The sequence below is a fragment of the Modestobacter lacusdianchii genome, assembly GCF_054177765.1.
The window spans coordinates 301,892-328,311 of record NZ_JBJJTJ010000001.1 but is presented as its reverse complement, the minus strand read 5'-3'; the positions used below and the strand labels follow the sequence as shown (position 1 = coordinate 328,311).

General features: G+C 72.5%; 22 protein-coding genes and 1 other RNA gene. 8 read left to right on the top strand and 15 right to left on the bottom strand.

Annotation, left to right across the window (positions count from 1 at the left end):
• Positions 1-150 precede the first annotated feature (150 nt).
• Positions 151-1,149 carry an Lrp/AsnC family transcriptional regulator gene (locus tag ACJTNH_RS01540; protein ID WP_458172474.1) on the bottom strand — a complete coding sequence of 333 codons (999 nt, stop codon included), beginning with the start codon at positions 1,147-1,149 and terminating at the stop codon, positions 151-153.
• A 99-nt stretch (positions 1,150-1,248) separates the two neighbouring features.
• Here ACJTNH_RS01540 and ACJTNH_RS01535 point away from each other — a divergent pair, with 99 nt between their 5' ends.
• From ACJTNH_RS01535 to rnpB, 3 genes are all read left to right on the top strand, one after another.
• Positions 1,249-2,778: an MFS transporter gene (locus tag ACJTNH_RS01535; protein ID WP_458172473.1), complete on the top strand. Its 1,530-nt coding sequence runs from the start codon at positions 1,249-1,251 to the stop codon at positions 2,776-2,778.
• Positions 2,779-2,797: 19 nt separating this feature from the next.
• On the top strand, positions 2,798-3,520 hold the full coding sequence (locus tag ACJTNH_RS01530; protein ID WP_458172472.1) for a PIG-L deacetylase family protein: 723 nt from the start codon (positions 2,798-2,800) through the stop codon (positions 3,518-3,520).
• 29 nt (positions 3,521-3,549) lie between these two features.
• Positions 3,550-3,949: RNase P RNA component class A (gene rnpB / locus ACJTNH_RS01525), an RNA gene on the top strand.
• A 29-nt stretch (positions 3,950-3,978) separates the two neighbouring features.
• On the opposite strand, the gene ACJTNH_RS01520 is transcribed toward rnpB, so the two are convergent.
• The 5 genes from ACJTNH_RS01520 to mobF form a co-directional block, all read right to left on the bottom strand.
• Positions 3,979-5,073, bottom strand: a complete 1,095-nt coding sequence (locus ACJTNH_RS01520) for a tyrosine-type recombinase/integrase (protein WP_458172470.1) — start codon at positions 5,071-5,073, stop codon at positions 3,979-3,981.
• 18 nt (positions 5,074-5,091) lie between these two features.
• Positions 5,092-5,415, bottom strand: a complete 324-nt coding sequence (locus ACJTNH_RS01515) for a hypothetical protein (protein ID WP_200492083.1) — start codon at positions 5,413-5,415, stop codon at positions 5,092-5,094.
• A 5-nt stretch (positions 5,416-5,420) separates the two neighbouring features.
• Positions 5,421-5,603: a hypothetical protein gene (locus ACJTNH_RS01510; protein WP_200492082.1), complete on the bottom strand. Its 183-nt coding sequence runs from the start codon at positions 5,601-5,603 to the stop codon at positions 5,421-5,423.
• 95 nt (positions 5,604-5,698) lie between these two features.
• Positions 5,699-5,932 (bottom strand): helix-turn-helix transcriptional regulator, encoded by a 234-nt coding sequence (locus ACJTNH_RS01505; protein ID WP_200492081.1) that lies wholly within the window; start codon positions 5,930-5,932, stop codon positions 5,699-5,701.
• A gap of 160 nt (positions 5,933-6,092) precedes the next feature.
• Positions 6,093-9,728: a MobF family relaxase gene (mobF, locus tag ACJTNH_RS01500; protein WP_458172469.1), complete on the bottom strand. Its 3,636-nt coding sequence runs from the start codon at positions 9,726-9,728 to the stop codon at positions 6,093-6,095.
• Positions 9,729-10,263: 535 nt separating this feature from the next.
• Here mobF and ACJTNH_RS01495 point away from each other — a divergent pair.
• Positions 10,264-10,848, top strand: a complete 585-nt coding sequence (locus tag ACJTNH_RS01495) for a transglutaminase-like domain-containing protein (protein ID WP_200492080.1) — start codon at positions 10,264-10,266, stop codon at positions 10,846-10,848.
• Positions 10,849-11,229: 381 nt separating this feature from the next.
• Here the strand turns inward: ACJTNH_RS01495 and ACJTNH_RS01490 are convergent, their stop codons facing one another.
• The 3 genes from ACJTNH_RS01490 to ACJTNH_RS01480 all read right to left on the bottom strand — a co-directional run bounded on the left by ACJTNH_RS01490 (position 11,230) and on the right by ACJTNH_RS01480 (position 15,238).
• A complete protein-coding gene (locus ACJTNH_RS01490; protein WP_375539227.1) occupies positions 11,230-12,597 on the bottom strand; it encodes an MFS transporter in 1,368 nt (455 codons plus the stop codon).
• Entirely contained in the window at positions 12,594-14,264 is a 1,671-nt protein-coding gene (locus tag ACJTNH_RS01485) for an ABC-F family ATP-binding cassette domain-containing protein (protein WP_309229580.1), read from the bottom strand. Before ACJTNH_RS01485 ends, ACJTNH_RS01490 begins: the two co-directional genes overlap by 4 nt.
• 428 nt (positions 14,265-14,692) lie before the next feature.
• Positions 14,693-15,238 (bottom strand): TetR/AcrR family transcriptional regulator, encoded by a 546-nt coding sequence (locus ACJTNH_RS01480; RefSeq protein WP_200492077.1) that lies wholly within the window; start codon positions 15,236-15,238, stop codon positions 14,693-14,695.
• A gap of 53 nt (positions 15,239-15,291) precedes the next feature.
• Between ACJTNH_RS01480 and ACJTNH_RS01475 the strand changes: the two genes are divergently transcribed.
• The 3 genes from ACJTNH_RS01475 to ACJTNH_RS01465 all read left to right on the top strand — a co-directional run bounded on the left by ACJTNH_RS01475 (position 15,292) and on the right by ACJTNH_RS01465 (position 17,875).
• Positions 15,292-16,119: an SDR family NAD(P)-dependent oxidoreductase gene (locus ACJTNH_RS01475; protein WP_200492076.1), complete on the top strand. Its 828-nt coding sequence runs from the start codon at positions 15,292-15,294 to the stop codon at positions 16,117-16,119.
• An 81-nt stretch (positions 16,120-16,200) separates the two neighbouring features.
• Complete coding sequence (locus ACJTNH_RS01470; protein ID WP_200492075.1) at positions 16,201-16,740, top strand: AAA family ATPase; 540 nt, start codon at positions 16,201-16,203, stop codon at positions 16,738-16,740.
• A gap of 268 nt (positions 16,741-17,008) precedes the next feature.
• On the top strand, positions 17,009-17,875 hold the full coding sequence (locus ACJTNH_RS01465) for a hypothetical protein (protein ID WP_200492074.1): 867 nt from the start codon (positions 17,009-17,011) through the stop codon (positions 17,873-17,875).
• A 305-nt stretch (positions 17,876-18,180) separates the two neighbouring features.
• Here ACJTNH_RS01465 and ACJTNH_RS01460 read toward each other — a convergent pair whose 3' ends face one another.
• The 5 genes from ACJTNH_RS01460 to ACJTNH_RS01440 all read right to left on the bottom strand — a co-directional run bounded on the left by ACJTNH_RS01460 (position 18,181) and on the right by ACJTNH_RS01440 (position 25,503).
• The gene (locus tag ACJTNH_RS01460; RefSeq protein ID WP_200492073.1) at positions 18,181-18,903 is read right to left on the bottom strand and encodes an AbiV family abortive infection protein; all 723 of its coding nucleotides are present in this window, start codon (positions 18,901-18,903) and stop codon (positions 18,181-18,183) included.
• A 554-nt stretch (positions 18,904-19,457) separates the two neighbouring features.
• Complete coding sequence (gene helR, locus ACJTNH_RS01455) at positions 19,458-21,611, bottom strand: RNA polymerase recycling motor ATPase HelR (protein ID WP_458172467.1); 2,154 nt, start codon at positions 21,609-21,611, stop codon at positions 19,458-19,460.
• 96 nt (positions 21,612-21,707) lie between these two features.
• Complete coding sequence (locus tag ACJTNH_RS01450; RefSeq protein WP_458172466.1) at positions 21,708-21,914, bottom strand: hypothetical protein; 207 nt, start codon at positions 21,912-21,914, stop codon at positions 21,708-21,710.
• Positions 21,915-22,020: 106 nt separating this feature from the next.
• Positions 22,021-24,273: a putative bifunctional diguanylate cyclase/phosphodiesterase gene (locus ACJTNH_RS01445; RefSeq protein WP_458172465.1), complete on the bottom strand. Its 2,253-nt coding sequence runs from the start codon at positions 24,271-24,273 to the stop codon at positions 22,021-22,023.
• A gap of 153 nt (positions 24,274-24,426) precedes the next feature.
• Positions 24,427-25,503 carry a hypothetical protein gene (locus ACJTNH_RS01440; RefSeq protein ID WP_458172464.1) on the bottom strand — a complete coding sequence of 359 codons (1,077 nt, stop codon included), beginning with the start codon at positions 25,501-25,503 and terminating at the stop codon, positions 24,427-24,429.
• A gap of 66 nt (positions 25,504-25,569) precedes the next feature.
• Here ACJTNH_RS01440 and ACJTNH_RS01435 point away from each other — a divergent pair, with 66 nt between their 5' ends.
• Positions 25,570-26,001, top strand: coding sequence for a MarR family winged helix-turn-helix transcriptional regulator (locus tag ACJTNH_RS01435; protein ID WP_458172463.1), 432 nt, complete (start codon positions 25,570-25,572; stop codon positions 25,999-26,001).
• A 7-nt stretch (positions 26,002-26,008) separates the two neighbouring features.
• Here ACJTNH_RS01435 and ACJTNH_RS01430 read toward each other — a convergent pair whose 3' ends face one another.
• Positions 26,009-26,344: a hypothetical protein gene (locus ACJTNH_RS01430; protein ID WP_458172462.1), complete on the bottom strand. Its 336-nt coding sequence runs from the start codon at positions 26,342-26,344 to the stop codon at positions 26,009-26,011.
• Positions 26,345-26,420 lie beyond the last annotated feature (76 nt).

Genomic DNA, 26,420 nt, shown 5'->3' with positions numbered 1-26,420 from the left:
GCCGTCGCCGATGAACTCAACGGCCGCCCACGCAAAACCCTCGGCTGGGACACCCCAGCCGAAGCCATGGCCAAGCTACTGTCGACGGCCCACGACGACGGTGTTGCGTCCACCCCGTGAATTCACCGGACCTGATCCACGCTGGGCAGCTCAGCGGCCGCGGGCGGGCGGGGGCTCGGGGTCGGTGAGCCGGGGGCCGTCCATCCGGCTGCCGGCCTGCTTGACCCGGCGCAGCACGGTGGAGGTCTCCATGGTGCGCACCGGCAGCGAGCCGACCTGCTCGGTGAGGAAGCGGTACAGGTGGGCGGTGTCCCGGCAGGTGACCGCCACCATCAGGTTGACCGGGCCGGTGACCACCGCGGTGAAGGCGGTCTCCGGCTGGCGGGCCAGTGACTCGCCCACGTGGGCGATGTCGGCCGGGGCCACGCCCAGCCAGAGCATGGCGCTGACCGGGTAGCCGAGCAGCTCGTTGGCGATCTCCAGGTCGAAGTACAGCGCCCCGGCCGCGCGCAGCGCCTCCACCCGCCGGGCCACCCGGCTCTCCGACCAGCCGGTGACCCCGGCCAGCTCGGCGTAGCTCAGCCGGCCGTCGGTGGCCAGCGCCCCGAACAGCAGCTCGTCCTCCGGGTCCAGGGCCAGCGGGCTGGTCGGCGTCGGCGCCGGGGCGGGACGCAGCGCCGCGAGCTGGTCGTCGGTCAGCGGGTCCTCGAAGCCGGTCCACTCGTACGCGCCGCCGACGTAGGCGTGCAGCACCGAGAACGCGGTCAGGTCGATGACCTGCACGGTGCGGGGCAGCCGGTCCAGCAGCAGCGCGTCGCGCTGCCGCGGCGTGCGCGGCCGGGTCGAGCAGGTGATCTCCGCGCCGCCGGCGGTGATGCTGACCCAGGACACCTCCGGCCGGCGGGCCAGCGCCTCGGCGACGGCACCGGCGGCGGCCGGCTGGACCCGCACCCGGATGTGCCAGCTGGGCTCGGTGGCGGCCGGGGTGGCCAGGCCGAGCACGCGCACCACGCCGTCGGCCCGCAGCCGTCGCCAGCGTCGCGCCACCGTCTGCTCGGAGACGCCCAGCACACCGGCCACCCGGCTGAACGGGGCGCGGCCGTCGACCTGCATGGCGTGCACGATCTGGCGGTCGGTGGCGTCGATCACGGACACGATCCTGCAGCACGTCCGGCTGCGGTGGAGGATACCGTCAGGACGACCGGGTCGCCGGGCGTGTTGTCCGGGGCAACGGCCAGAGTGGACGGCATGCGCAAGTGGTTGCCGCTGGTGGCGGTCTGCACCGGCACGTTCATGCTCCTCATCGACGTCACGATCGTGAACGTCGCCCTGCCCGACATGGCCACCGACCTGCAGACCAGCTTCGGTCAGCTGCAGTGGGTGGTCGACGTCTACGCGCTCGCCCTGGCCGCGCTCGTGCTGGGGGCGGGGTCGCTGGCCGACCTGTACGGGCGGCGGAGGGTCTACCTGACCGGGCTGGGGCTCTTCGCCGTCGCCTCGCTGGCCTGCGGGCTGGCCCCGGACGCGGAGCTGCTCATCGTCGCCCGGGCTGTGCAGGGGGTCGGGGCTGCGGCGATGCTGGCCACCACCATCGCGCTGATCAACACCAGCTACGAGGGCCGCGACCGGGGGACGGCGTTCGGCGTCTGGGGTGCCGTGGTCGGCGCCGCTGCCGCGCTGGGCCCCATCCTCGGTGGGCTGCTCACCGAGCTGTCCTGGCGCTGGATCTTCTTCGTCAACCTGCCGATCAGCGTGTTCGGCGTGGTGGTCACCCTGATGGCGGTGCAGGAGGCGCGCCAGCCGAACGCCCCCCGCCCCGACGTCCCGGGCATCACGCTGTTCACCCTCGGCGCCGGCGGCGTCGTCTTCGGGCTGGTGCGGGCCGCCGCCGACGGGTGGAGCGCCCCCGTCGCCGCCGGCCCGCTGGCCGCCGGCGTCCTCGTCCTGGTCGCGTGGGTGCTGGTGGAGCGGCGCCGCCGGGCCCCGATGCTCGACGTCTCGCTGTTCGGCAACCGCTCCTTCACCGGCATCATGCTGGGTGCGCTGCTGCTGAACGGGGCGGCGTTCGCGCACAACCTGTACATCTCGCTGTGGCTGCAGTCGGTGCTCGGGCTCTCGCCGCTGCAGGGCGGGCTGGTCTTCATCCCGCTGTCGGCGCTCAGCTTCTCCGTGGCCGCCTTCGCCGGCCGGTTCCTGCAGACGCTGGCCCCGCGGTTCGTGGTCGGCGGTGGCCTGGTCGTGATCGGGGTGGCCGGTCTGCTGCTGACCGTGGTCGACGCCGACTCCTCCTGGACGGCCCTCCTGCCCGGCCTCGCGGTGCTGGGCATCGGCGTCGGCGTGGCCAACCCGACGCTGGCCTCGGCCGCGCTGGCCGCGGTGCCCCGCGAGCGCAGCGGCATGGCCTCGGGTGCGGTCAACACCTCCCGGCAGCTGGGCTTCGCCCTCGGGGTGGCGGTGCTGGGCAGCGTGTTCACCGCCCAGACCGCTGACGTGCTGCGCGAGGGTGGCGCGGCCGACCCGGCGGGCACCGCCTCGGCGCTGACCGGAGGGCAGGCCGGGCAGCTGATCGGCGCGGCGCCCGCGGGCGACCGGGCCGACCTCGCCGACCTGCTGGGCGGCGCGTACGCCAGCGGTCTGCACGACGTGTTCCTGGTCAGCGGCACCGCCGGGATCGTCGGTGGTCTGCTCGTCCTCTGGCTGGTCCGCGCCGCCGCGCCCAGCCAGGCCGGCCACCGTCGGCAGCAGGCGGAGCAGCCGGCGGCCGCGCCGACGCACTGAGCGGGGGAGACTCGCGGGCATGGCACCCCTCCCGTTCCCCGACGACTGGCACCGCGCGCTCGTCGTCGCCGCGCACCCCGACGACATCGAGTACGGGGCGGCGGCGGCGGTGGCGGTCTGGACGGCGGCCGGCAAGGAGGTGCGCTACCTGCTCGCCACCCGAGGCGAGGCGGGCATCGCCGGGCTGCCGCCCACCGAGGCGGGCCCGCTGCGGGAGGACGAGGAGCGCCGTTCCGCGGCCGTGGTCGGCGTCTCGGAGGTGGAGTTCCTCGACCACCGGGACGGCGTCCTGGTCGCCGACCTGGAGCTGCGCCGCGACCTGGCCGCCGCGATCCGCCGCCACCGCCCCGACCTCGTGGTCACCATGTGGGGCGGGGACACCTGGACCCCGCCGGGAGCGTCGCCCGGGGCGCTCAACTCACCGGACCACCGCGCGCTCACCCGCTCGGTGCTCGACGCGGTGGCCGACGCGGCGAACGAGTGGATCTTCCCGGACCTGGCCGAGACGCCGTGGTCGGGCGTGGAGCACGTCGCCGTCCACACCGTCGAGCGGCCGCCGCCGCACGTCGTCGACGTCGGCGACGCGGTCGAGACCGCGGTCGCCTCGCTGTCGGAGCACCGCCGGTACCTGGAGGCGCTGTCCGAGGACCCGGTCGAGGAGCAGGCCCGTCGACAGGTCGACATGGCGACCCTCACCGAGGACGGCGACCGCCGGGTGGGCTTCCGGCTGTTCTGGGGCTGACCGCCAGGTAGGCTCTCCGGCACGACGGACGAGTCGGCTGGGCGGTCGCGTCGGTGGGGGAGACCCTGCCGCCGAGGAACGTCCGGGCTCCACAGGGCAGGGTGGTCGTCAACAGCGACCCGGGGTGACCCGCGGGAAAGTGCCACAGAGAACAGACCGCCAGTGCGTGCACTGGCAAGGGTGAAACGGCGGTGTAAGAGACCACCGCACACCGGGTGACCGGTGTGGCTCGGTAAACCCCACCCGGAGCAAGGTCGAAAGGGACGGCGGCTCGCCGCCGTCCTGCGCAGGCGATCGAGGGCTGCCCGCCCGAGCCTGCGGGTGGACCGCTCGAGCCTGCCGGCAACGGCAGGCCTAGATGGATGGCCGCTCATCGGGACGCCGTGAGGCGCCCGGGGACAGAACCCGGCGTACAGGCCGACTCGTCCGTCGCCCACCCCTGACCTGCACTTATGCCGTCAGAGGCTGGCGTCAGTCCGCACAGAGTCCGCAACTCGGCGGAGAACAGAGTCGACGGCGACCCTCGTCCGGTCGTCGGAGTCAGGCCAGAGATGGCTGTAGGTGTCGAGCGTCTCGGCGGCGCTGGCGTGCCCGAGCCGGGCCTGGACGGTCTTCACCGACTCCCCATGCCGGATGAGCAGGCTCGCGTAGAAATGGCGCAGGGAGTGCATGGTGACGCCGCTGAGGCCGGCCCGCTTCAGCGCCGGGCGCCAGATCCGCTCGGAGAACGCCGTGCGGCGGATCGGGTCGCCGAGCTCGGTGGTGAAGAGGAACTCGTCGGCCGGCCAGGTGGCGAGGTGGACCGCCAGGGCGTCGACGACGACCTGGGGGAGGGGGACCACCCGGGCGGACGCCTGGGTCTTGGGCGGCGCGAGATAGGGCGCACGGTCGGGCATGGTGACGAGCTGCCGGTCGACGGTGAGCTGCCGGCGCAGGAAGTCGATGCGGTCCGTCGTGAGACCGAGCATCTCGCCCTGCCGGAGCCCCGTGCCCGCCGCGAGGGTGACCAACGCCCGGTACCTCTCCGGCATCGTCTCGGTCAGGGCCTCCACCGCCTCGAGCGTCATGGGTTCGATGCGTTGCCGGTGGACCTTCGGCAACTTGGTGCCCTGGCACGGCGAGGCGACGATCCGGCGGTCGCGGACGGCGGCTTTGAAGATGCCCGCGAGGATCCGGTGGATCACTCCCACGGTCGCTGGTGCGAGGTCCAAGGACAGCTGCTTGACGAGGGACTGGACGTCGCTGGGCAGCACCGAGCCGAGCCGCTTGTCCCCGAGCCGGGGGTAGACGTGGCGGCGCAGCATCGTCTCGACGTGGGCCGCGGTGGTCGGCCGGTGCACCTGCGTGGCGCGCCACCGTTCGGCGTACTCGCGGAAGGTCACCCGACCGGCCGCGGGGTCGACGTACTGACCGGTGACCATCGCGGCGGTCATCTCGTCGAGCCACCGCTGGGCGTCGACCTTCCGCTTGAAGTGCCGGGCGTGCTCCTTGCCGGACGCGTCACGGAACCGCGGCCGGAACGTTCCGTCGGGCCGTCTGGCGATCGACGCCATCGCTTCATCGCCTCGCTCTCATGCTCGTCGTTCTCCCGCGGCGACCCGCTCCTCGAGTGCCTCGCGGGCCAGCTGGGAGACGGACTTGCCCTCCCGGGCGGCGATCTCAGCGGCCCGGTCGCGGGTGCCGGGAGCGATCCGGAAGGTGATGCGGGGTGAGGCGGCAGCGTCGCCGGTCAGGGACGGTCGCCCGACGCGGCGGCGGACCTCGTCGACGATCTCGGCCGCTCTGTCCTCGGTCAGTCGGCTTCCGTCGGCCAGCCGAACGTCCTCGGCGTCGAGGTCGACGTCGGGGCCAATGGGCGTGGTGGGGGTGACGTTGGGCGGGATGCGGTCGGCCATGGGGATCATCCTCGGAGCTGGGTGGGCATGACGTGGATGACGAGCAGGTACGGCTGCGCGGCGTCGGCCGGCTGGACCTCGAGCGCGATGATCTCCGGCTCGCGCCCTCGTTCATCGGGTCCGATGTAGAGCCAGGCATGGGCGCCGCTGCTGGTGCTGACCGGCGTGGGGTCGGTCGTGGCCAGCACATGCCGGGCGGAGGCCCGGCCGATGCGGTGCCTCCTCGCCGACTGGGTGAACCGAACCTCCCTGCGGCCAGTATTGTCCGACATAATGGCTCCGGTCAAGAGCGGCCGGTGTCGGCTTGCCGGCGTTGGGCGTCGATCCAGGAGTGCAGCTCGTCGCGGCGGTAGAGAACACGGCGGCCGAGTCGGAAGCTGCGCGGGCCGGTGCCCAGGTGGCGCCAGTACCGGAGCGTGGCGACGGGGGCGCGCAGCAGCTGGGCGGCCTCGGCGATGGTGAGCAACTCGGACGCGAGCTCGGCGGTGTGCTCAGGGCTGGGAGTCTGGTCGGGCATGGCTGTCTCCGGGGCTCGAGGGGTGTGGGCGGGGATTCACCTGTAGAAGGCGTCGTTTCGCGGCCATTGGTGACAGTCCACAGCCAACCTCTCCGGTCTTTCTCCGGATTTCCTCCCGCAGGCTGCCGTGCCCACGATCCGGTACGAGCGGCGCCCGAGGTCAGCGTCCGATTTCGGGGCCGGCGCCGGTGGACCGCAACCGGTAGAGGACCGGCTCCGGCGGACGCATGCTGCCCGTCGGGTCCGGTGGGGATGCCGCGGAGGCTGCCGTCCGGCGGGCGGCGCGTTCAGCGTCGTGGCCGACGCGCCAGGCGTCGCGCTCCTGGGCCAACCTGTCGGCCGGTTGGGTGAAAACGGCCGGCTCGGCGGTGAGATGGGCGATGCGTGCCCGGGCGGCGGTGAGCTCCTGCCGGGTGGCGGCGATGCCTAGGTCCAGCTCGGCGAGCCGGGCCTCGGGCTCGGGGGTCCAGGCGGCCGGTTCCAATCCCCGGAGTCGCCGGTCGCGTTGGCGGTGGGCCTCGGCCAGCGCGGACCGGGCCTGCGCGTGCTGCTGCCGGGCGGTGTCCGCTTCCCCGCGCAGGGCGGCGTGCTCGGGGTGGGCCTCTTCTGCCTCCTTCCGGGCGGAGGTGTCGAGCGCAGCCCACAGCGCGGGCCGGTCGTCGAACCAGCCGGCCAGGCGCACGAGCTCCTTCGCATCGCTGGGCAGGGAGGGAACGTGGGTGCGCCACCGGTCGGCCCAGTCGGCGAGCCGCTCGCCGGCGCGGGCGACCGCGCCCCGGCGCAGCCCGAACCGGCCGGCCCCGTCGAGCACGACCTTCGCCGCCGCGCGGACGGCGCCACGTTCGCCGTCCCAGGAGCCCAGCAGTCTGTCGCGGATCCGGTCGGCGTCGGTGGCGACCGCGGCCGCGCTGGCCTGGGCCCGCTGGTGGGCCTGCTGGGCGGCGATCGCCGCCCGCTCTCGGGCGGCCTCCAGCCTCGCGAGTTCGCCGGCGTGGGGAGCTTCGAGCGTGACCACCTCCCGTAGCTGGTCGCGCTGCGCCTGGTAGAAGTCCAGCCGATCCAGGCAGTTCTGCTCGACGGTCCACGCCCGGTGCAGGTCGGCCACGACCCGCTCCGGCGGACGGGGCGGGGAGTAGCGGGCGGCCTCGGCGGCGGCCTGTTCGGCGGCATGGGCGGGGCCGAGGTCGGCGCGGTCACGGGCGAAGACGGCGACCCAGTGCTCCCGCGCCTCCCCCGCGTCGGCGGAGACGAGGTGGGCGCTGTTGGCCTCGCGTCCTCGGGTCATCCCGACGTACGCCGACGCGGCGCCGGTGTGCTCCCCGACCACCAGGTGCGCGGCGGTGACGGTGTCGCCCTGGACGCCGTGGGCGGTGGTGGCGTAGGCGAGCTCGACGTGCGCGGTGACGTAGTCCGCGGGCAGTACCCGGGTCCCTGGACCGTCGGGGGTGACACCGCCGGACCCGTCATCGGGGACGGTGCCGGTGGGGGTGACAGCGACGAGCAGTCCGCCGCGGCGGCCGACGGCGGTGACGACCCAGACGTCGCGGTTGGCGACGTCGAGATGACGGTCGTTGCGCCGGGTGGCGATCCGGTCCCCGGCGCCGATCCGCTCCCCGGCCCCGGTAACGACCACCGTCCGGTCATCGACCCGGCCGGCGGCCACCAGCCGTTCCCGGATGGCATTGTTGAGTTCGGCGGCCTGCTCGCGGGTGTCCACCACCACGGCCACCCGGCGGCATTCGGCATAGGACTCGGCGACGGTGGCGGCCAGCGTGTCCTGCAGCGCGGCGGCGTCGGGGTGCAGCTGGATCTGGCCGCGGGCGAGGAGGGCGTCGAAGACGGCGCCGGGGTCCTCGCCGGTGCGCATGGCCAGGGTCAGCTCGGCGTAGCCGGTGTCGGGTGTCGTGCGACCCTGCTCGTCGGTTCGGGTGAAGCGGTGCACCGCGTCGAGTGTCAGGTGCGCGGCGGGGTCGGCCTGGGCGATGGCGAGATCCAGGACGCCGCCGCGGCCGACCGCGGACAGCTGGTGCCGGTCGCCGAGCAACGCCACCCGGACCTGGCACTCGTCGGCGACAGTCAGCAGGGCGCGGGCGGTGTCCTGATCGAGCATCCCGGCCTCGTCCACCAGCAACAGATCCCCGGGCCGCAGCCGCGCGGCCTCGCTCGGCCCGGCGTAGACCCGGCCGGTCGCCGGGTCGAGCTCGCCGACGGTGAGCCGGGTCCAACGCCCCTCGTCGTTCCAGCGCCAACCGTGCTGGAAGGCCAGAGACGCCGCCGACCCGGCGGCCGCCCCCACCTCACCGGCGGCCACCTTGGCCGCCTTGCGCGTGGGAGTGACCACCACCAGCCGGCGGCCCCGCGCCTCGAGCAGGCCGCGGGTGGCGGCCAGCGTGGTCGTCTTGCCCGCCCCGGCGGCGCCCTCGACCACCACCAGGGGCCGGTCGCCGGAGAGCGCGACGACCGCCGCGGCCTGGCCGACATCCAGCCGGCCGGCGGGTGCAGCGCGCTCGACCGGGACCGCAGGGCCGGTGTCAGGTACGGCGCGAGCGGCGAGCCGGGTGGTCAGGTCGGTCTCGACGTCGAGGACCGTTCGCGAGGTCCAGGCGCGGATGTGCTCCGGTACCCCGTCGCGGTCCAGCAACGGCATGCAGTGGTCCATCGCGCGGGCGGTGAGATCCTCGGCCAGTTCGATGCGCACCGCGGCGTCGGCGACGACGCCTTCGGCGGCGATCAGCCGCTCGGCCTCGCCCCGGATGTCGGCGGCGTTCCACGCCGACCGGCCGGCCGCGAGCCGGGCCAGTACCCGGTCCACCGCCTGCTCGCGGTCGAGCGCGCCGATCGGGCTTGGGGCCAGGTCGACCGGGCCGACCGGGTCGCGGTAGCCGAGGGCAAACAGCTCGGCCCGCCAGCGCGCCTCCAGCCTGACCCCGGGCTGGGCGGTGACCTTGTCCGGGCGGCCGTCGGCCCACGCCCGAGCGTCCCAGGATCCGCGCAGCCCCGGCCCGGGGGATTCGCCGGGGTGCGCCGCGGTCCATTCCCGTTCGTAGCGGTCCACATTCCGGGCGATCTGCGCGTGCCGTGCGCTGAACGGGCCCGCGTAGTCGGCGACCTCCTGAATTTCTCCCGTAGCGCCCTTCCGGTAGCCGTGCGCGGCGAAGGCGGCGTTCAATTCCGGGTCGCACGCCATCGCGGCGTGCCCGATCCCGTTGATCGCGCCCAGGAAATCGCGGATACCGACGGTGTGCAAACCGCGCCACTTCCCGGCCGCGAAAACCCGGGACAGCAGCTGCAGGTGCAGATGCCAGTGCGGGTCCTCCGCGCGGGAGGTGTAGTGCCGCACCGTGGCCGCCTCCAACACCTCCAGCGGTACCTGCACCTGGCCGCCGCGCGGCCCGACCCGGGTGGTGGCGTGCTGGGAGAGCCAGGCGATGATCTGCCCTGCCGCCCGGTCCTGCGCCGCCTCGTACGCCCGAGCGATCTCCGGGTGCAACGCGGCGGCCAGCGACCAGGTTTTCGGGCCGTTGACCACCACCTCGGCGAACCGCACCGCATGCTCGTCGCCGCGCAGCTGCCCCCTCGGCTCACCCGTCTCCGGGTCGCGGCCGGCCACCCACGTCTCGTAGCTGTCGCCGGTCAAAGGCGCCAGCTCGGTCACGCGACCGGCGGTGGCGGTGAAGCGGCGAGCCACCCCAGTGCCCTCGGTGAGGTAGTAGTCGTCCGCCCGGCCCCGGTCGGCCTCCACGTAGTGCCGGGCAGCCGCTGGCGCGCCGGCGTAGATCTTGATTCCGCCGTGCATTTTCAACGCCACCCGACAATAGCCAACGAGTCACCCCTAGAAACGCCACTGGGCCCCGCGAAGCGGGGCCCGAGCTACCTCAAAAGGTAGCATTCGTGCCGCTATTAGGTGAAGGCCTGAGCTTGCACGGAAAAGGCCGGAGTGGCGGGCGTAAAGTCGTCGCGGGCGCCATGGCGTTGGCCGTTTACGGCGATCGTCGATTGCGAGCAGGTCGCGTTCTTCCCGGCTACAGGGCTGATGACGATCAGCTCCGCGATGCACCGGCTCCCGTCACGCGGCCCCCTGCGACACGGTGGCGTGGATGTTGAGCGGCTGACAGACGACGAGGCTGCCACCGTCCAGCAGGGCATCCCGGTTGTCCTCCCCATGCGGGAAAATTCACCGGGCGGGTCTTAAGGGACGGCGGACGAGGGGCACCTGCTGTGTCCTGCGGTGTTCCCAGTAGGGGTTCCGGCTTCGGGACGGTCGACTCGAGTCGTGGGGGACCACCATGCGTGGCCGCGCGCAGTTGATGCTGCCGGTTAGCGTGTCCGCCGTGGAGTTCGATGCCGAGGCACCTGTGGCCTACCTAGGCGGCGACGACGTCATCGACGTGGAGCACCCCAAGGTGCAGGAACTCGTCATGCACCTGGCCGGGCAGGCGCCGGCCCCGGTCGAGTACGCCCGCAGCGCCTTTACATGGGTTCGCGACAACATCCGCCACTCCCTGGACGCCCAGGACTCCCGCGTGACCATCACGGCATCGCAGACCCTGCACGAGGGCGTGGGCCTCTGCTTTGCCAAGGCCCATCTGCTGGCCGCTCTCCTGCGCGCCCGTGGGATCCCCACTGGTCTGTGCTACCAGCGCCTCGCCGACGGAACCGGTTACTGCGTACACGGGCTGATCGCGGTGCACGTGGAGGGCGTCTGGCACCGGCAGGATCCTCGCGGCAACAAGCCCGGCGTGGACGCCCAGTTTGACCTCACCCAGGAGCGGCTCGCCTGGCCCGTCGATGTTGATATGGGTGAGGTGGACTATCCGCAGATCTTCACCGCCCCGCACCCCAAGGTCTTGGCCAGCCTCCGCGGGGCCGACGATGCCTTGGCCCTGTGCGACGGCGGGCTCCCCACCCAGTTGTAGGACCAGCTGGCAACCAGTGGACGAGCCGCCGCAGCCAGCTCGCTCCGTGGCAGTCCAGTGGGCTCGGACAGGTGACGCGCGAAGGCCGACCAACTAGCCCGTCCCCCGGAAGCGAAACCCTCAGCGGTCGCTCTCGTCAGGTGAGGAGACATCCGGCTTGGTGTCCCAGAGGGGATCCCGCTGGGACCATCTTCGGCCCAGGCGGCAGCTTGGCGGACTGGGGCCGTAGTGGGCGAAGGGCGTGCCGCCCGGAGGTCATGGTCTGGGTGACCGTGAGTGCAGCCGGGGTGATCTGCTGGGAGGAGCGGAACCCGGCACTGGTCGACCGGGTTCCGCTCCTGTCGCCGCCCGCCGGTATCGGCGGTTCTTGGCGATGTCCAGCTAGTGATCTGACGGTGGCGCCTCCACGGCAACCGCGTCAGTCTCGAGGGGCACGGAGTCCAACGGGTGCTCGCTTTCGTCTCGTGCCAGGCGACCAGCGGTCACGGCGACGACCGCGGCGAAGGCCGGGACGGCCGCCGCGAAAAGGAAGATGACCGGTATCGGGACGACTGTCGCCAGCGGCCCGGCGAGGGCGATCGACAGTGGCATGAGGGCGATGGAGACGAAGAAGTCCAGGCTGGCGACGCGCCCGATCATGTGCGGAGGCACGCGGCGCTGCAGCAGCGTGCCCCAGATGACCATGCCGGCGCCGGTCGAGGCTCCGATAACGAACAGGCAGGCCAGCAGCAGCCAGAAGGCGCTGGTGAGACCGACGAGCGCCAGCGGCAGGGTTCCGGCTCCCCAGAGCAACACCATGGTGGTGAGGTAGCGGCGCGGCAGACGCAGTGAGGACATCACCAGCGATCCGGCGGCACCGCCGACGCCGTAGGCGGCCAGCAACAGGCCGAAGGCCTGCTCCCCGTTGGAGAACTCCTCCCGGACCCGGAACGGCAGGAGCACCTCCAGCGGCCCCATGATCGCCAGCGTCATGACCGAGGCGAACAGCAGCGTCCACAGCAGCCATCGAGTGCGTACGACAAACGTGACGCCGTCGCGGAGCTCGGTGAGCAGCCGCGGGCGTGGCGTGGCGTCTCCGGCCGTCGGGGGCAGGTCGTGCCGTGTGCTCAGCAGGAGCGTGCAGCTCAGGGCGACGGCGGACAGCACCGCGGCGACGAGGGCGCCGACTCCGGGCATGGTGGCGCCGACGACCGCTCCGCCCAGGGCGGGGCCGAGGCCTTGCTGCATGGTCGGGCGGAGCGCTCCTTCCAGGCCGTTGGCAGCCAGCAGTTCCTCGCCCGGCAGCACCTGGGGAAGGTAGGCGCTGTAGGCCGGGAAGGTGAACGCGCTGCCGGCGCCCAGCAGGGCCGAGGCGAGCGCAAGGTGCCACAAGCCCACCGCTCCGCTCAGGGAGAGCGCGGCGACGGCGCTGAGGGTGAGCGTGTTGAGCAGTTGGACAGCCACGAGCACCATGCGGCGGGGATACCGGTCGGCGGCGACGCCACCGACCACGGCGAAGGCCAGCAGGCCGGCGCTGAGGCAGGCACCGACCGCAGACAACGCCTGGGGGCGGTCGTCGATGGCCAGTACCTGGAAGACCATCACGATGGTCCACATGCCGATGGCGCACAGGGACGTGGCGAGGAAGCCGAACAGCAGCCGGTAGTCGCGGTGGCGCAGCGGACGTAGTGCGCGCCAGCCGGCCAGCCGGCCGGGCCCTTCTGCGGTCGGGAGCGGCTGGTGGTCGGTGAGGGGATCGGGAGAAGTCATGAGGCGAGTCCTTCGCATTGTTCGGGGGAAGAAGGGGACGTGGTCTCGATCGCCAGGCGGGGCCAGGCGTCGAGGTCGTGTTGCAGCTGCCGGTCATGGGTGGCGACGACTACGGCCGCGTCGGTGGCCTGAAGGGCCTCGGTGAGCTCGTCGACCAGAGCGATCGACAGGTGGTTGGTCGGCTCGTCGAGAAGCAGCACCTGAGGGCGGCTCGCCAGCGCGAGCGCCAGGTCCAGCCGCCGCTGCTGACCCATTGACAGGTCCCCGACCGGCCGGCGCAGGTCAGCTGAGCGGAACAGCCCCAGACCTGACAGCGAGACGGCCGCGCCGCCGCCCCCGACGCCGGTCTGCACCAGGTGCTGTATGTGCGCGGCGAAGACCTCTGCCGCCGTTCGGGTGTCCGCGCGCGGGGACTCCTGACGCAGCAGGCGCACGCGGGCGGCCAATGAGCGATGGACCCGGCCCGCGGTGGGCGGTAGCTCGCCGGCGAGAACCGCCAGCAGGGTGGACTTCCCGGCACCGTTGGGGCCGGTGATCACCAGCCGCGAGCCGGACTGGACCTCCACGCTGACCGAGTGCGGCAGCCGACCGGTAACCCGGACGTCGTCCGCCCGCAGCAGAACGACACCCGGCCGGCCCGGCAGTGGCGGCATGCGGAAGCGAAGCGGCGGCTCCGGTGCATCCACCACGTGGCGCCGCAGCTCCTCCTGGCGGCGGTGCACCGCGCGCACCAATCCCGGGGCTCGGGTGGCCCGCTGGTGCTTGCCGGTGCCCTTGTCCGGCCGCCAGCCGGTCTGCAACCGGTGCTGCGCCTGAGAGAGGTCGTGGGCCAGGCGGGCCTGCTCGGCCTGCTGCTCGTCGAACTCCACCTGCCAGCGCGCGACCTCGGCGCGGCGTCTGGCCTGGTAGCCGGCGAAGCCGTCTCCGTAGACACGAGGGCGGCCGTCCTGGCTAGGGTCCAGGTCGAGAACCGACGTGGCGACGTCGGACAGCAACGCCCGGTCGTGGCTGACCACGACTACCCCGCCCGGATGACTGCGCAGCCGGTCGGTGAGGAACGCCAGGCCGGCCGCGTCGAGGTGGTTGGTGGGCTCATCCAGTAGCAGGAAGTCATGCCCCGCGCCGAGCAAGCAGGCCAGCCGAACCCGGTAGCGCTGCCCCACTGACAGCTCCGCCAGCCGTCGAGAACGGTCGGTCACCGCCCCCAGAGCCTCCAAGGCCACGTCGACCCGACGGTCGGCGTCCCAGGCATCCAGCACCTCGGCGGCGGCCAGCGCCGTGGCGTACTGCTCCTCCGCGCCGGGTGACCCGTCGGCCAAGGCGGCGGAACTCACCTCGAGCGTTCGCAGCGCCGACCGTGCTGCGGCCAGCTCATTCTCGACCGCGTCGGCGACGGTGGCGCCGTCGTCGGCCCGCAGTTCCTGCTCGGCCACCCCGATAGTGCCGATGAGGTGCACGGACCCGGCGTCGGGCGGCAGGGTCCCGGCCAGGACATGCAGCAGGGTCGACTTGCCGCGGCCGTTCTCGCCGACCACACCCCACCGGTTTCCTGGGGCCACGGTCAGCGAGACCCCGTCGAGGACGAGGTGCCCGCCGCGTTGAATGCGTACTTCTTGAACTGACAGTTGCGCCTGCGCGCGCGCAGGCAAAGATTTCGTGATCGTCACTGTTCCTCCGGACGGAGGCACACCCAAGCCCTGAAGAGGGAGAAGGGGGTGTGCTTCGTACTGACCCGGCCGCCCAGGCAGCCGATGACAGGTCAGGACGACCCGCGGACTCGCTCAACAGCGAGGCGGGGCCGTCCGAAGGTTGGTCAGAGGAACAGCAACTGAGGCACGGAAGCACCCTAGGCAGCGGGACAAGCGCTGGCAAACGCATTCCCCCCGAAGTGGTCGATCCGCTCCTCCCCTTTCTGGCATCGCGGCGGCAGGCGTGGGACAGCCAGTGCGCTTCGACGTGCTATCGCTCGAACGGCGGGCAACTTGCGGCCTCCCGATGCCACACCGTCACGACAGCAGGTTCTCCGCGGTAGCCGCGCCCGGCGGATCGGCGATGTCCCGTGACCTTCTGCCGAGGTGTCAAGCCGACGGGCCGGTCAGTCCCCGAACGCGCGAAGTGTCCGGGTGACGTGTGCGCGGACCCAGTCCGGGTCGATCGGCTTGGTCCTCAACAGCCATCGGTGGAACACCGGCCCGTAGAGCAGCTCTGCAGCGGCCTCGGCGTCCTCGACACCTCCCCGCGCGATCCGCCGCTCGACAGCCCGGAATTGCGGCTCCAGCAGACGGACGCGCAGCTGCTCAGCGAGATTCTCCCGGGTCTGGATCTCTGCGGTCACCGCACGCAACAACCGATCGGTCGCCGGATTGGTCATTTCCTCGGCCGTGGTCAGAAGAAGGTTTTCCAGATCGCGGGCCAGGTCTCCCGTGTCCGGGACGTCGATCTCGCCGTCCTCGTCGGTGCTGCGGGCCAGCAGCGCATCGAAAAGGATCGCCGCCGTCGAGGGCCAGGACCGGTACAGAGTCTGCTTGCTCAGCCGGGCCCGCGCCGCTATGCCTTCCATCGTCACAGCCGCGTAACCGCCCTCGGCAACGAGCGCGAGGACGGCATCGTGAACGCGAGCGACCGTACGGGCTCGTGCCACGAACCCACCATAGCAAACGAGACGGTCCGTCCAGTTCTGGTTATGGTGGGCGCATGACTACGGAACTGACCTGGCTGGTGACCGGTGCGAGCCGGGGACTGGGGCAGGCGCTGACCACCGCAGCGCTGGAGGCGGGGCACCGAGTCCTGGCCACCGTCCGGGGCGAGCACTCGCTCCCGTCACACGAGAGACTTCTCGTGCATCGACTGGACGTCCGCGACCGCGACGGCGCGCACGCCGCCGTCGCTCGCGCACAGGACCACTTCGGACGTCTCGACGTCCTGGTGAACAACGCAGGCTATGGACTGGTCGGCGCGGTTGAGGAAGTGGCCGAGGAGGAAGCCCGGCAGATCATCGACACGGATCTGCTGGGAGCGCTCTGGCTCACGCAGGCCGCCCTGCCGGTGATGCGCGCCCAGGGCGCTGGCCACATCGTGCAGATCTCCACCGTCGGTGCCGTCGGCACGATGCCGACCCTGGGGCTATACAACGCGGCCAAATGGGGGCTGGAGGGCTTCAGCGAAGCGCTCGCCGCGGAGGTGAGCCGGTTCGGCATACGCGTGACCATCGCCGAGATCGGCGGAATCGACACCGACTGGGCCACGGGCAGCATGCAGTTCGCCGCCCCCATCCCCGCCTATGACGAACTACGTAACGAGCTGTTCGGGAGCCCTGTCGTCCCGTGGCCGAGCACCGGCGGGACCGGAGGCGGCACACCGCCCCAGGAGGTAGCGACAGCGATCCTGCGACATGTCACCGACCCGCAGGACGACCGCCTTCGGCTAGTCGTCGGCGACGATGCAGCCGAGCAGGTGCTCGCAGCCCTCCGACTGCGCCACGTCGACTACCAGCGCGATGAACGATTCCACGGGGCCTTCTGACGGGCCGAGGACCGCTGCGTAGCCGGCCGCGGTGGTTGAGGCAGTCCGCGATGATGAAGCGACCGCTCGGATGAGGAAGTGATGACGACGCGACCGACCCTGTACCTGACCGTGGGACTGCCAGGCACCGGGAAGACCACAGAGGCGCGGCGCATCGAGGCCGAGGAGAAGGCGCTCCGCCTCACGAAGGACGAGTGGGTCAAGGCCCTCTACGGGCTCGCGAACCCGCCGTCGGCCTCGGACGTGATCGAGGGACGGCTCATCGAGATCGGACTGCGCGCACTCGCGCTCGGCATCAACGTGGTCATCGATTTCGGACTCTGGAGCCGAGAGGAGCGCTCCGCTCTACGCCAGGCAGCGGCCGACCTGGGTGCGGCGGTGGAGATGCGTTACTGCGAACTCACACCGTCTGAGCAGAGGCGCCGGCTTGACCGGCGCCAAGCGGAAGAGCCGCACACGACATGGCACATGTCCGACGAAGAGCTCGCAACGTGGGCTGCCGTCATTGACGTCCCGACGCCAGCGGAGCTGGACGGCAGCGAAGGTGTCAGCGATCCACCGGAAGGGTTCACGACGTGGGACGAGTGGCGCAGGCATCGCTGGCCTCCGTCGATCTTCTGACCCCAGGGTCACAGGCCGCCGCGTTACCAGCCGACGGTGCGCGAGCATTCGTCGTCCGTCCCGTCTTGGTGGTGTATTTCCTTGTGCGGGGCCCACAAGCGGATCCCCTTGTGGTGACGGTGGGCCGAGCCGCCGCCTGTCCCTGAAGGCGGCGGCGGAGGGCGACAGGGGCGCCCCTGATGACCCAGCAGGACGCGTGCCTCGTGTCAGGCAGCGCCGCGGTGCCCGGCTGGGAGGACCTGTCAGCGGAGCCGGTTACGGTCGCATCATGGCGTTTGACGCGCACGTCCTTCGAGTTCTTATCGCCTCGCCGGGCGACACGACCGAGGAGCGCGACGCGGTCGAGCGCAGCCTTCATGGCTGGAACGCCTCACGGGCCGAGCGCGAGCAAGTGCTCCTGCTGCCCGCCCGGTGGGAGACCGACGCAGTACCCCGCCTGGGCGGCTCCGGGCAGAGCGTCATCAACGAGCAGTTGGTCGACCGGGCGGACATCATCATCGCGCTCTTCGACTCCCGCCTTGGCCAGGCCACCGAGGAGGCGGTCTCCGGCACCGCGGAGGAGATCAAGAGGGCCCACGAGGCGGGCAAGCCGGTGCACGTCTACTTCTCGGAGGAGCCTCTCCCGCGAAACGTAGACGAGAAGCAGTTGACAGCCCTGCGCAGGTTCCAGGCGTCGCTGGAGTCCCAGGGCTTGTTGGGCCGTTACGCCAACCCCGAGGACCTCGGCTTCCAGGTCAGGAACGCCGTCGAGCATGACCTGGAGCACCTGAGCCTGGGGGCGGTGGTGCCCAGGCGCCCGGCCGAGGAGCACGCCATCCTCCGCGCCACCTACGAGTTCGAGCGCGAGCCCGAAACAGACAGGCAGGGCCGGACCAGGCTCAAGACGCGGCGCGAGCGGATCCGGATCACTAACCATGGCTCGGTCACCGCCGAGAAGGTCACCATCGCCCTGGAGTCGCTGGGCGACAGCAACGCGCCCATCCTCCATGGAGCCGAGGTCCAGCCCGACATCATCGCGACGAGTTACTACGACTATCCGGTGATCACCTACGCGGGTTCCGGCAGCGTGAACGTCGTCCTCACCTGGCACGAGGGCGACGCCGAGCAGACGGTTACCCAGGCACTCGTGGTCTGACCCGACCCGGGCCACCGGTAACTCGCCCGGTCTGCTGCGCCACCTGAATCCGTGGCCGACCTCCCACTTGGAGGTAGGTCATCAGCGCGTCACGCGCCGCAGTACTCAGCAGCATCCATCCTCGGGCAGTGCTGCCATCTGAAGCGGAATCGGTCCGCAGCGGGATCGGCGACCGGTGCCCCGGAAACTGACGTGTTACGCCCATCTCGGAAGGATCCGGCGGGGTGCCCCGACGCCTGCTGGCTGCCGGCACGACCGGCCACCCGCACCGGAGGCATCTGTTTTGGCGTCCGACTGCTTTCGAGTCATTGGTGGTCGGCCTCAATTTCCGAGTCTGCAACTCCTCTCATTCGATCAACGAAGTCCGCATACAGGTCTGGATGCGCACGGCGCAGAACCTTCCAGTGGAGGTCTTGAACCGAGTCGATGGCGTCAGGCACGGAGGCGTCCTGCTGGCGAGTGTGGTCTTCGATAAGGTGCATCTCGATCGACTGCGCCGCCTTACGAACGAACGAGTCGATGCCCTCGGCGGGGATCGAAAGCGGCGTCAGGATGGTGTCTCCGAGGCGATCAACGTAGAAGCCGGCCTGCTTGTCCGCGTTGCGCCTTCGGGCAGCTTCTTCGAAGGTGACCAAGTCCGCTGGGAAGTAATACTCCTCGCGACGGCTGGCGTCCCAGAACCCGCTGAGACCGGAGGTAAACTGTTCAGCAGCCTGCAGTTTCTGCAAGTGGGGGAGCCGTCGGGTGCTCATCTCTGGGGGAAGCAAGATGGGGCCCGACGGAGACGGGGGTTGGCCGTACAGGCCCAGTGGCCGGCTCCACTCATATTGGGCCGCCTCGTAAAGCCATAATGCCTTGGCCAACTCCTCCATGGCCAGCACCAGCAGCGCTTGCGCCCTACCGGCGCTGGCGTGTGCCGCGAGGATCGCGCCATCTTCCAGCAGCGCGCAGGCGTTGGCCACCAGCGTCTTCCACCACCGCCGGGCGAATTCGGGGCTGACTTCCTCTACCTGCTCCTCTTGTGCCATCAACGTCCAGCATGCTCTCCCGCGGAGCTCGCCGGGCACGTCGTCAACCGCGCAGACTGATGCGGTGTCCCAGGGAAGGATCCGCTTGAGCGCGTCCGGCGCGGCGATCCTCTTGCGGTGATCACCTGACCGGCATACTCGGCGCTTCGTACGGCTTGAAGGTCCCCGACGCCCATCCACACAGTTCTGGTCGCTTTCCACAACCGACCCCCATCCGGCTGCGGCGGGTCGGGTGAAGGGTGGGCCGCAGGCCCATCCCGCAGGGACGCGGAGCGCCCTTCGGGCGAACCCGTCGCAGCCGGCATCCTGAACCGGCTGTGGAGCGGCGCCGTCGTCCCGACACGGTCCGGGTGGGGCCACCCCGATCGTGCGCCCTGAGTCCGCACCCAGTCCGCAAATAGTCCGCAACTCAGCCGAATCTGGCCGTTACCAACCAGTAGCCTTCAACGGAAAATCCGCAGGTCAACCCCCATATTCGACGAAGTCCATGATCAGTCCAACACCGGCGAACTGTGCCCGGCGTACAGGCCGACTCGTCCGTCGCCCCGCCGTGCTCAGGTGCTCGTGAGCACCACGAGCTGCTGGGTGGCCCGGGTCATCGCCACGTAGCGGTCGACCGCACCCGCGATGCCGGTGCCGAACGACTCCGGGTCGACCAGCACGACCAGGTCGAACTCCAGCCCCTTGGCCAGCACCGGGCTCAGCGACCGGATGCGCGGGCTCGACGGGAACCCAGGGGCGCCGATGACGCAGGCGATGCCCTCGTCGTGCCCGGCCAGCCAGGTGTCCAGCACGGTGTCCAGGTCCGCGGCCGGGCCGTGGGCGACGGGCACCCCGGTGCGGCGGACCGAGGTCGGCACGTTGGCGTCCGGGAGAACGGCGCGGATGACCGGCTCGGCCTCGGCCATGACCTCCTCCGGCGTCCGGTAGTTGATCGTCAGCGAGGCCACCGTGACCCGGTCGAGCCCCACCCGGGCCAGCCGCTCCGGCCACGACTCGGAGAAGCCGAGCCGGGCCTGGGCGCGGTCGCCGACGACGGTGAAGCTGCCGGAGGGGCAGCGGGTGCGCAGCATCTGCCACTCCGCGTCGGTCAGCTCCTGCGCCTCGTCCACGACCACGTGCGCGAACGGGCCGGCGAGCAGGTCCGGGTCGGGCGTGGGGAGCGCGGCGTCGTCGACCAGCGCGTCCCGCAGGTCCTGGTGGCGCAGCGTCGTCATGAGCAGCAGCTCCGAGTCGTCGGCCTCGGCCAGCCGCTCGATGACGTCGGCCATCCGGCTGCGCTCGACCGCGGCAGCGGCTGCCTGCTGCCGGTGGCGACGGGCCGTCTCCGGGTCGCCGAGGCGCTGGCGTGCCGCGTCCAGCAGGGGCAGGTCCGACACCGTCCAGCGGTGCGGGTCGGCACGCTGCAGCGTCCGCACCTCGTCGGGGCTGAGCCACGGTGCGCACCGGCGCAGGTAGGCCGGCACCGACCACAGGTCCGCGACGAGGTCGGTCGCCGCGACCAGCGGCCACGCGCGGTCGAACGCCGAGCGCAGCTCCCGGTCCCGCAGCAGCGACCGGCGCAGCTCGTCACCGTCCTCGGCGTCGCCGTGGGAGTCGACCAGGATCGCCAGCAACGCCGACCAGACCTCCTCGCGGGCCTCGTTGTGCGGGGTGCCGGGCTCGGCGGCGGCGAACGCCTCGGCCCAGTCGTCGGCGCTGAGCCACAGGTCGCCGGCGTCGGTCTCCACCGTCGTCCCCCGGGTGGGTGGCTCCTCGTGGAAGCCGACCGCGGCCTCGATCGCCGCCACCAGGCCTGCGGAGGACTTGAGCCGGGCCACCGCCGGGTCGGCCTCCTGCACCGCCGCGGCGCCCTCGGGGACGAGGTCGCGCAGGGTGCAGGTCTGGACGCCCTCCTCGCCGAGGTCGGGCAGGACGTCGCTGACGTAGGCCAGGTACGGCTGGTGCGGGCCGACGAACAGCACGCCGCCCCGGCCCGGTCCCAGCAGCGGGTCGGCGTAGCGCAGGTACGCGGTGCGGTGCAGGGCGACGACGGTCTTGCCGGTGCCCGGACCACCGTCGACGACCAGGACGCCGGCCGACCCTGTGCGGATGACGGCGTCCTGGTCCGCCTGGATGGTGCCCAGCACGTCGCGCATCCGGGCGGTGCGGTCGGCGCCCAGGCTGGCGATGAACGCCGACTGGTCGTCCAGCGCCGCGTGCCCCGCCAGCCCGTCGGGGGTGAAGACCTCGTCCCAGTAGTCGGTGACCCGGCCGCGGGTCCAGCGGTACCGGCGGCGACTGGCCAGGCCCATCGGCCGGGCGTGGGTGGCGGCGAAGAACGGCTCGGCCGCGCTGGAGCGCCAGTCGACCAGCAGCCGGCGGCCGTCGCGGTCGGTGAGGCCCAGGCGGCCGACGTACACCGGCTCGGCGTCGCCGACGGGCACGGTGCGACCGAGGCAGAGGTCCAGCCCGAACCGGCGCAGGGTGCGCAGCCGGGCGGCCAGCCGGTGCACCTCCAGGTCGCGGTCCAGCGCGGCCTGGCCGGTCCCGCCCGGTGCCCGGCGGACGGCGTCGAGGCGGGCCGACAGCTCGGCGACCGACGCGGAGAGCGTCGCGCCGACCGCCGACAGGTGCTCGGCATCGGCGGCGATCAGGGCGGGGTCCGCCTTGGCGGCGAGCCGGTCGGGGAGGGCGAACACGTCGGCATCGCCGCAGGTCAGGGGCATGGTCGGCGATTCTGCGCGCAACCCCGGGGCTTGCCGCAAGCCCCGGGGTGCGCTATAGCTTGGAACTGGCGGGAGAGGGTGTCCCGCCGTCCGCGGTCAGTCCCTCGAGTCGCCGGCGACGTCGTCCACGATCGCCCGGAACGTGCGGGTGTCCACCTCGTCGTCCACGGTGACCCGGACGATGTCGCTGACCTGCTGCCGGGACGTCGTCCGGCAGGCGCTGACCCGCGCGGCGGCGATCAGCCGCAGCTGGTGCAGGCGGGCGGTGGAGTCGGGGACCGGGGGAAGACGGCGCTCGGGCATGGACGGACGGTAGGCAGTCCGTCCACCGCCGTCCGGCAGGTTGCGGCACCGTGTCGTCTCGTGTTCACCTCTCCTGCCCCACCGGGCGTCAGGGCCCCCGGTGGTGTCAGGCCCGGACGCCGGCGCGCAGCCGGTCGCGGACGGCGAGCCAGGCCTCGAGCTCGGCGGCGGGCAGCGGCGGGGAGTGCAGGTACCCCTGGCTCTCGTCGCACTCCAGCGCGCGCAGGTGCACCAGGGTGGCCGGGTCCTCGACACCCTCGGCGACCACCCGCAGGCCCAGCTGGTGCGCCAGCCGGACGGTGCTGGCCACGATCGCCGCCGCCCGCGCGTCGGTGAGCAGGTCGGCGGTGAAGGAGCGGTCCAGCTTCAGCTCGGCCACCGGCAGCTGGTGCAGGTACGTCAGGGAGGCGTAGCCGGTGCCGAAGTCGTCGATGCTCACCGTCGTGCCGAGGTCGGCGAGCGCGGCGACCACGGCGAGGCTGCGGTCGGGGTCGCTGAGCAGCACCGTCTCGGTCACCTCGAGCACGAGGGCGGACGCCGGCAGCTCGTGCGCGCGCAGCAGGTCGGCGACCCGCTGGGGCAGGCCGGTGTCGAGCAGGTTGCTGGCCGACAGGTTCACCGAGACGCGCAGCTGCCGGCCCGCCCGGTGCCAGGCCGCAGCCTGGGCCACCGCCTGGGCCAGCACCTCGTTGGTCAGCGGCCCCATCAGGCCGTGCACCTCGGCCAGCGGCAGGAAGTCAGCGGGCTGCAGCAGCCCGCGGGTGGGGTGCGCCCAGCGGACCAGCGCCTCGACGCCCACGGTGCGCCCGGTCGCCACGTCGACCTGCGGCTGGTGGTGCAGCACGAGCTCCCCGCTCAGCACGCCCGCCCGCAGCTCCTCGACCAGCGCCAGCCGGCCGCTGCTGTCGCCGTGCCGGTCGGCCTCGTAGTGCACCACCCGGCTGCCCGACCGCTTGGCGTCGTACATCGCCGCGTCGGCCTGGCGCAGCAGCGCCGCGGCGGGCACCGGCGCGCCGGTGTGCCAGGTCAGCCCGAGGCTGAGCGCGACGTGCACGGTGAGCCCGCCGACCGCGAACGGCGCCGCGGTGCACTGCTGCAGCTCCCGGCCCAGGGCAGCCGCGCGCTCGGCGGGCGAGCCACCGGCGGGCACCGTGGCGATGAGGGCGAACTCGTCACCGCCCAGCCGGCCGAGCGCGTCGTCGGTGCCCAGCACCTGGTGCAGCCGCTGGGCCACCAGGCGCAGCAGGTCGTCGCCGGCGGAGTGGCCGAGGCCGTCGTTGACCTCCTTGAACTTGTCCAGGTCCAGCACGCCGACCACCAGCGGGGTGCCCTGCGCGCACAGCTCCTCCACCCGGCGGAGCACGGCCCGACGGTTGGCCAGGCCGGTGAGGTCGTCGGTGAGCGCCTCCCGGCGGCTCTGGGTCAGCTGGGCGAGGTCGCGCACGTTGAGCAGCAGCCGGATGCCCGAACCGGTCGCGGCGATGCCACCGCACCAGGCCGCCGTGGCGCCGGCGTCGCAGAGCGCCAGCACCATGAGCACCACGGTCGAGGCGACCAGCACCACGAAGGCGCCGATCGTCGTGGTCGAGGGGTCGGTCGTGGTCCGGGGGACCGGCGTGCTCCGGAGGACGCCGGCCACGCAGAGGCAGCAGGCCCCGACGGCGGCCGCCGCCCAGCCCTGCGGGTGGCCCGCCGCGACGGCCGCGCCGGCGGTCACCTGGGCGGCCAACGCCGCCGTCAACCACCAGGCGCGCGGATCCCGGGACATCCCGGAGATGAAGGGCACGGTCGCGGCCGTCCCCAGCAGCACGAGCCCGGCAGCCGTCTGCATCAGCGCCGGCTGCACCTGCCACCAGGAGGCCGCGGTCAGGCCGCTGCCGAGGTGGCCGAGCGCGGTGTCGGTGACGGCGACGACGGCCAGCACGGCGGCGGCGCCGAGCAGGGTGTCGCTCGGGTCGGCGACGGCCGTGCTGTCCCGGTTCCAGAGCACCATCCCGCCGTAGACGAGTGGGAACGCGGCGAGGTGGGCCACGGCCAGCGGCACGGTCGTGGCGGTGCCGGCACCGTGGGCGGCGGTGAGCACGACGGAGGTGGCCAGGCCGCCGGCGACCAGCCCGGCGGCGACGGCCAGGCGCTGCCACAGCGAGCGGTCGTCACCGCCTCGGCGCACCCGCCAGGACAGCAGGGCGGCGACGGCGACCTGGAGGGTGAGTGCGAGGGCCAGCAGCACGACCCCGCCGGCGAGCTCGCGGCCGGGGGAGAGCGCCAGCGCGACCTGCGCGCCGGCCAGGACGCCGACGGTGCAGACCAGCCCACGCGGCAGCCCCGTGAGGAGCTGCGGGTTGCGGGCTGCGGGCATGCAGCAGTCATCGGTTGCCGTCGAGGCGGAGTGGAGCGCGATCCCAGGGATTCACCCGATGGGGCGCCCCGGGGACGACGGCCTGGCCGGGAGACCACCGCCTGCTCGAGTGGCTGCTGGGCCCGGCGGACGTGCCGGGGGCAGGGCGTCGGGTCAGACGCCGACGGCCTCCTCGATCTCCTCCTCGGTGCGGTTCCCGTCCGCACGGTCGTCCGGCCGGGGGTTGTCGGCGGGGGCGGTGGCGAGCCGGCGGCGCTCGGCCAGGCCCGCGACGGTCGCCAGGGCCAGGCCGGCGACGGCCCACAGGGCGACGGTGAGCACCTGCGCGCCGACGCCGACGGCGGGGAAGTACAGCAGCCGGCGGGCCGCCTCGACCAGGCCGGAGCCGATCCAGAAGCCGTGCAGCGAGGCGAAGAAGCCCGGCTGCACCGCCGGGGCGAAGACGCCGCCGGCGGAGGTGAAGTTGAGCATCACGAACAGGCCGACCACGGTGAGCGTCGTCCACCGGCCGAGGAACGAGTGCAGGCCGACACCGATCCAGACGACGGCGCTGACGTACAGCCAGGCCAGCAGGCCGATCTGCGGCACCGAGCCCGGCAGCGCGCCGTAGAGCGGCCCGGCGACCGCGGTGGCGACCGCCGCGATGACCGCCGCGACGCCGAGCCCGGCGAGCAGCCGCAGTCGCATCGGCAGGCGCGCGCCGGCCGCGCCGATCGCGATCGCGGCGCTGTAGCCGCCCACCGACAGCGCGACCAGGTAGAAGAACGCCCCCTGTCCGGTGGGGTCGGTGTCGGCGGTGGGGACGACGTCGGTGACCTGCAGCGGCTGGCCCTGGCCGAGGGCGACCGGGGCGAGCATCCGCTGCACGATCGTCGCGGTGGTGTCCGACGCGGCGCTGGCGAGCAGCAGGGTGGGCCGGCCGGGGTCGGGGACGTACGCACCGGCGATCTCCAGGTGCTCCAGCTCGGCCCGCGCCTCCGCGACGCCGGACACGGTGCGCACGGCGGCGGCGTCGCCGAGCCCGTCCTGCAGCGTCTGCGCCAGCACGGCGACCTGCGGGCCGGTGCCGACGACGTCGAGCCGCAGGCCGTGCGGCTCGGGCTGGTGGAAGGCGCCCAGATAGGCCAGGGCCATCCCGGTCGCCAGCAGGACCGGCACGACGAGGTGGCTGAGCAGGTGCCGGACCACCGTGCGGGTGGCGGGCACCTCGGGTGCTGCGTGCGCGGTCACTGCGCCGTCCTCCACTGTGTTGTAACTTGCAACTCAACGACGAGTTGCACGATACAACTTCCAGGGGTGGACGTGGACCGGGAGACGATCGCCGCCGGGGTCCAGCGCGAGCTGACGGTGTTCGCCCGCCGGGTGCGCGGCCTGCCGGAGCGGCTGCACCGCGAGCTGCCGTTCGTGGCCTACTCGATGCTCAGCTCGATCGGCGCAGAGGGCGGCTGTCGCAGCGTGGACCTCGCGGAGCTGTACCGGTTGGACCGCTCGACGGTCAGCCGGCAGGTCGGTGACCTGGAGCGACGCGGGTTGGTCACCCGGGCCAGCGACCCCGCGCGCGGGCGCGGCCAGCTGCTGAGCGTGACGACCGCCGGTCGCGCCCTGCTGGAGGAGGCAGCCGCCGCCCGGCAGGCCGAGCTGGCCCGCCGGGTGGCGGCGTGGAGCGACGAGGAGCTCGCCGCCTTCGGTGCGGCCCTGCGGCGCTACAACGCCGCCGAACCCGGCTGACCGACGCTCAGCGGGGCTGTGCGGGGTTGGTCGGGTCGCCCTGCGACGGCGGGTTGACCGGCGGGCCGGTGGTCGCCTCGGAGACCGCAGAGCCACCGGACGGCGCCGGGGCGTGTTCGGGCTGCGCGCCGGCCGGGTCGCCGCCGGAGGGCTGCGCGCCCTCCGTCAGCTGGCCGAGCCGGTGGTCCATCGCCTGCACCACCTGGATGCGGTTGGCGTGCGACTTCTCGTAGCTCAGCAGCGTCCGGAGGTCGTCGGCGTCCAGGGTGCGGATGCGGGAGGTGAGGCTCCCCACGGGCAGGTGGTCGTAGTCGGGCAGCGGGAGGGTCTCGTGCTCGGGCATCCCGGCTCCTTCCGATCGCTGGAACGGGTCCGAGACCGGCTACCCGGGGTGCGCGGGATGACACACGGGTGTGAAC

Bases quoted from the DNA above. Each gene is read 5' to 3' on its own strand.
- ACJTNH_RS01475 (WP_200492076.1), top strand. From the start codon at position 15,292: ATGACTACGGAACTGACCTGGCTGGTGACCGGTGCGAGCCGGGGACTG.
- ACJTNH_RS01505 (WP_200492081.1), bottom strand. From the start codon at position 5,932: ATGCCCGACCAGACTCCCAGCCCTGAGCACACCGCCGAGCTCGCGTCC.
- ACJTNH_RS01535 (WP_458172473.1), top strand. From the start codon at position 1,249: ATGCGCAAGTGGTTGCCGCTGGTGGCGGTCTGCACCGGCACGTTCATG.
- ACJTNH_RS01430 (WP_458172462.1), bottom strand. From the start codon at position 26,344: ATGCCCGAGCACGAGACCCTCCCGCTGCCCGACTACGACCACCTGCCC.
- ACJTNH_RS01515 (WP_200492083.1), bottom strand. From the start codon at position 5,415: ATGGCCGACCGCATCCCGCCCAACGTCACCCCCACCACGCCCATTGGC.
- ACJTNH_RS01445 (WP_458172465.1), bottom strand. From the start codon at position 24,273: ATGCCCGCAGCCCGCAACCCGCAGCTCCTCACGGGGCTGCCGCGTGGG.
- ACJTNH_RS01470 (WP_200492075.1), top strand. From the start codon at position 16,201: ATGACGACGCGACCGACCCTGTACCTGACCGTGGGACTGCCAGGCACC.
- ACJTNH_RS01465 (WP_200492074.1), top strand. From the start codon at position 17,009: ATGGCGTTTGACGCGCACGTCCTTCGAGTTCTTATCGCCTCGCCGGGC.
- ACJTNH_RS01530 (WP_458172472.1), top strand. From the start codon at position 2,798: ATGGCACCCCTCCCGTTCCCCGACGACTGGCACCGCGCGCTCGTCGTC.
- ACJTNH_RS01460 (WP_200492073.1), bottom strand. From the start codon at position 18,903: ATGGCACAAGAGGAGCAGGTAGAGGAAGTCAGCCCCGAATTCGCCCGG.
- mobF (WP_458172469.1), bottom strand. From the start codon at position 9,728: ATGCACGGCGGAATCAAGATCTACGCCGGCGCGCCAGCGGCTGCCCGG.
- helR (WP_458172467.1), bottom strand. From the start codon at position 21,611: ATGCCCCTGACCTGCGGCGATGCCGACGTGTTCGCCCTCCCCGACCGG.
- ACJTNH_RS01520 (WP_458172470.1), bottom strand. From the start codon at position 5,073: ATGGCGTCGATCGCCAGACGGCCCGACGGAACGTTCCGGCCGCGGTTC.
- ACJTNH_RS01450 (WP_458172466.1), bottom strand. From the start codon at position 21,914: ATGCCCGAGCGCCGTCTTCCCCCGGTCCCCGACTCCACCGCCCGCCTG.
- ACJTNH_RS01490 (WP_375539227.1), bottom strand. From the start codon at position 12,597: ATGACTTCTCCCGATCCCCTCACCGACCACCAGCCGCTCCCGACCGCA.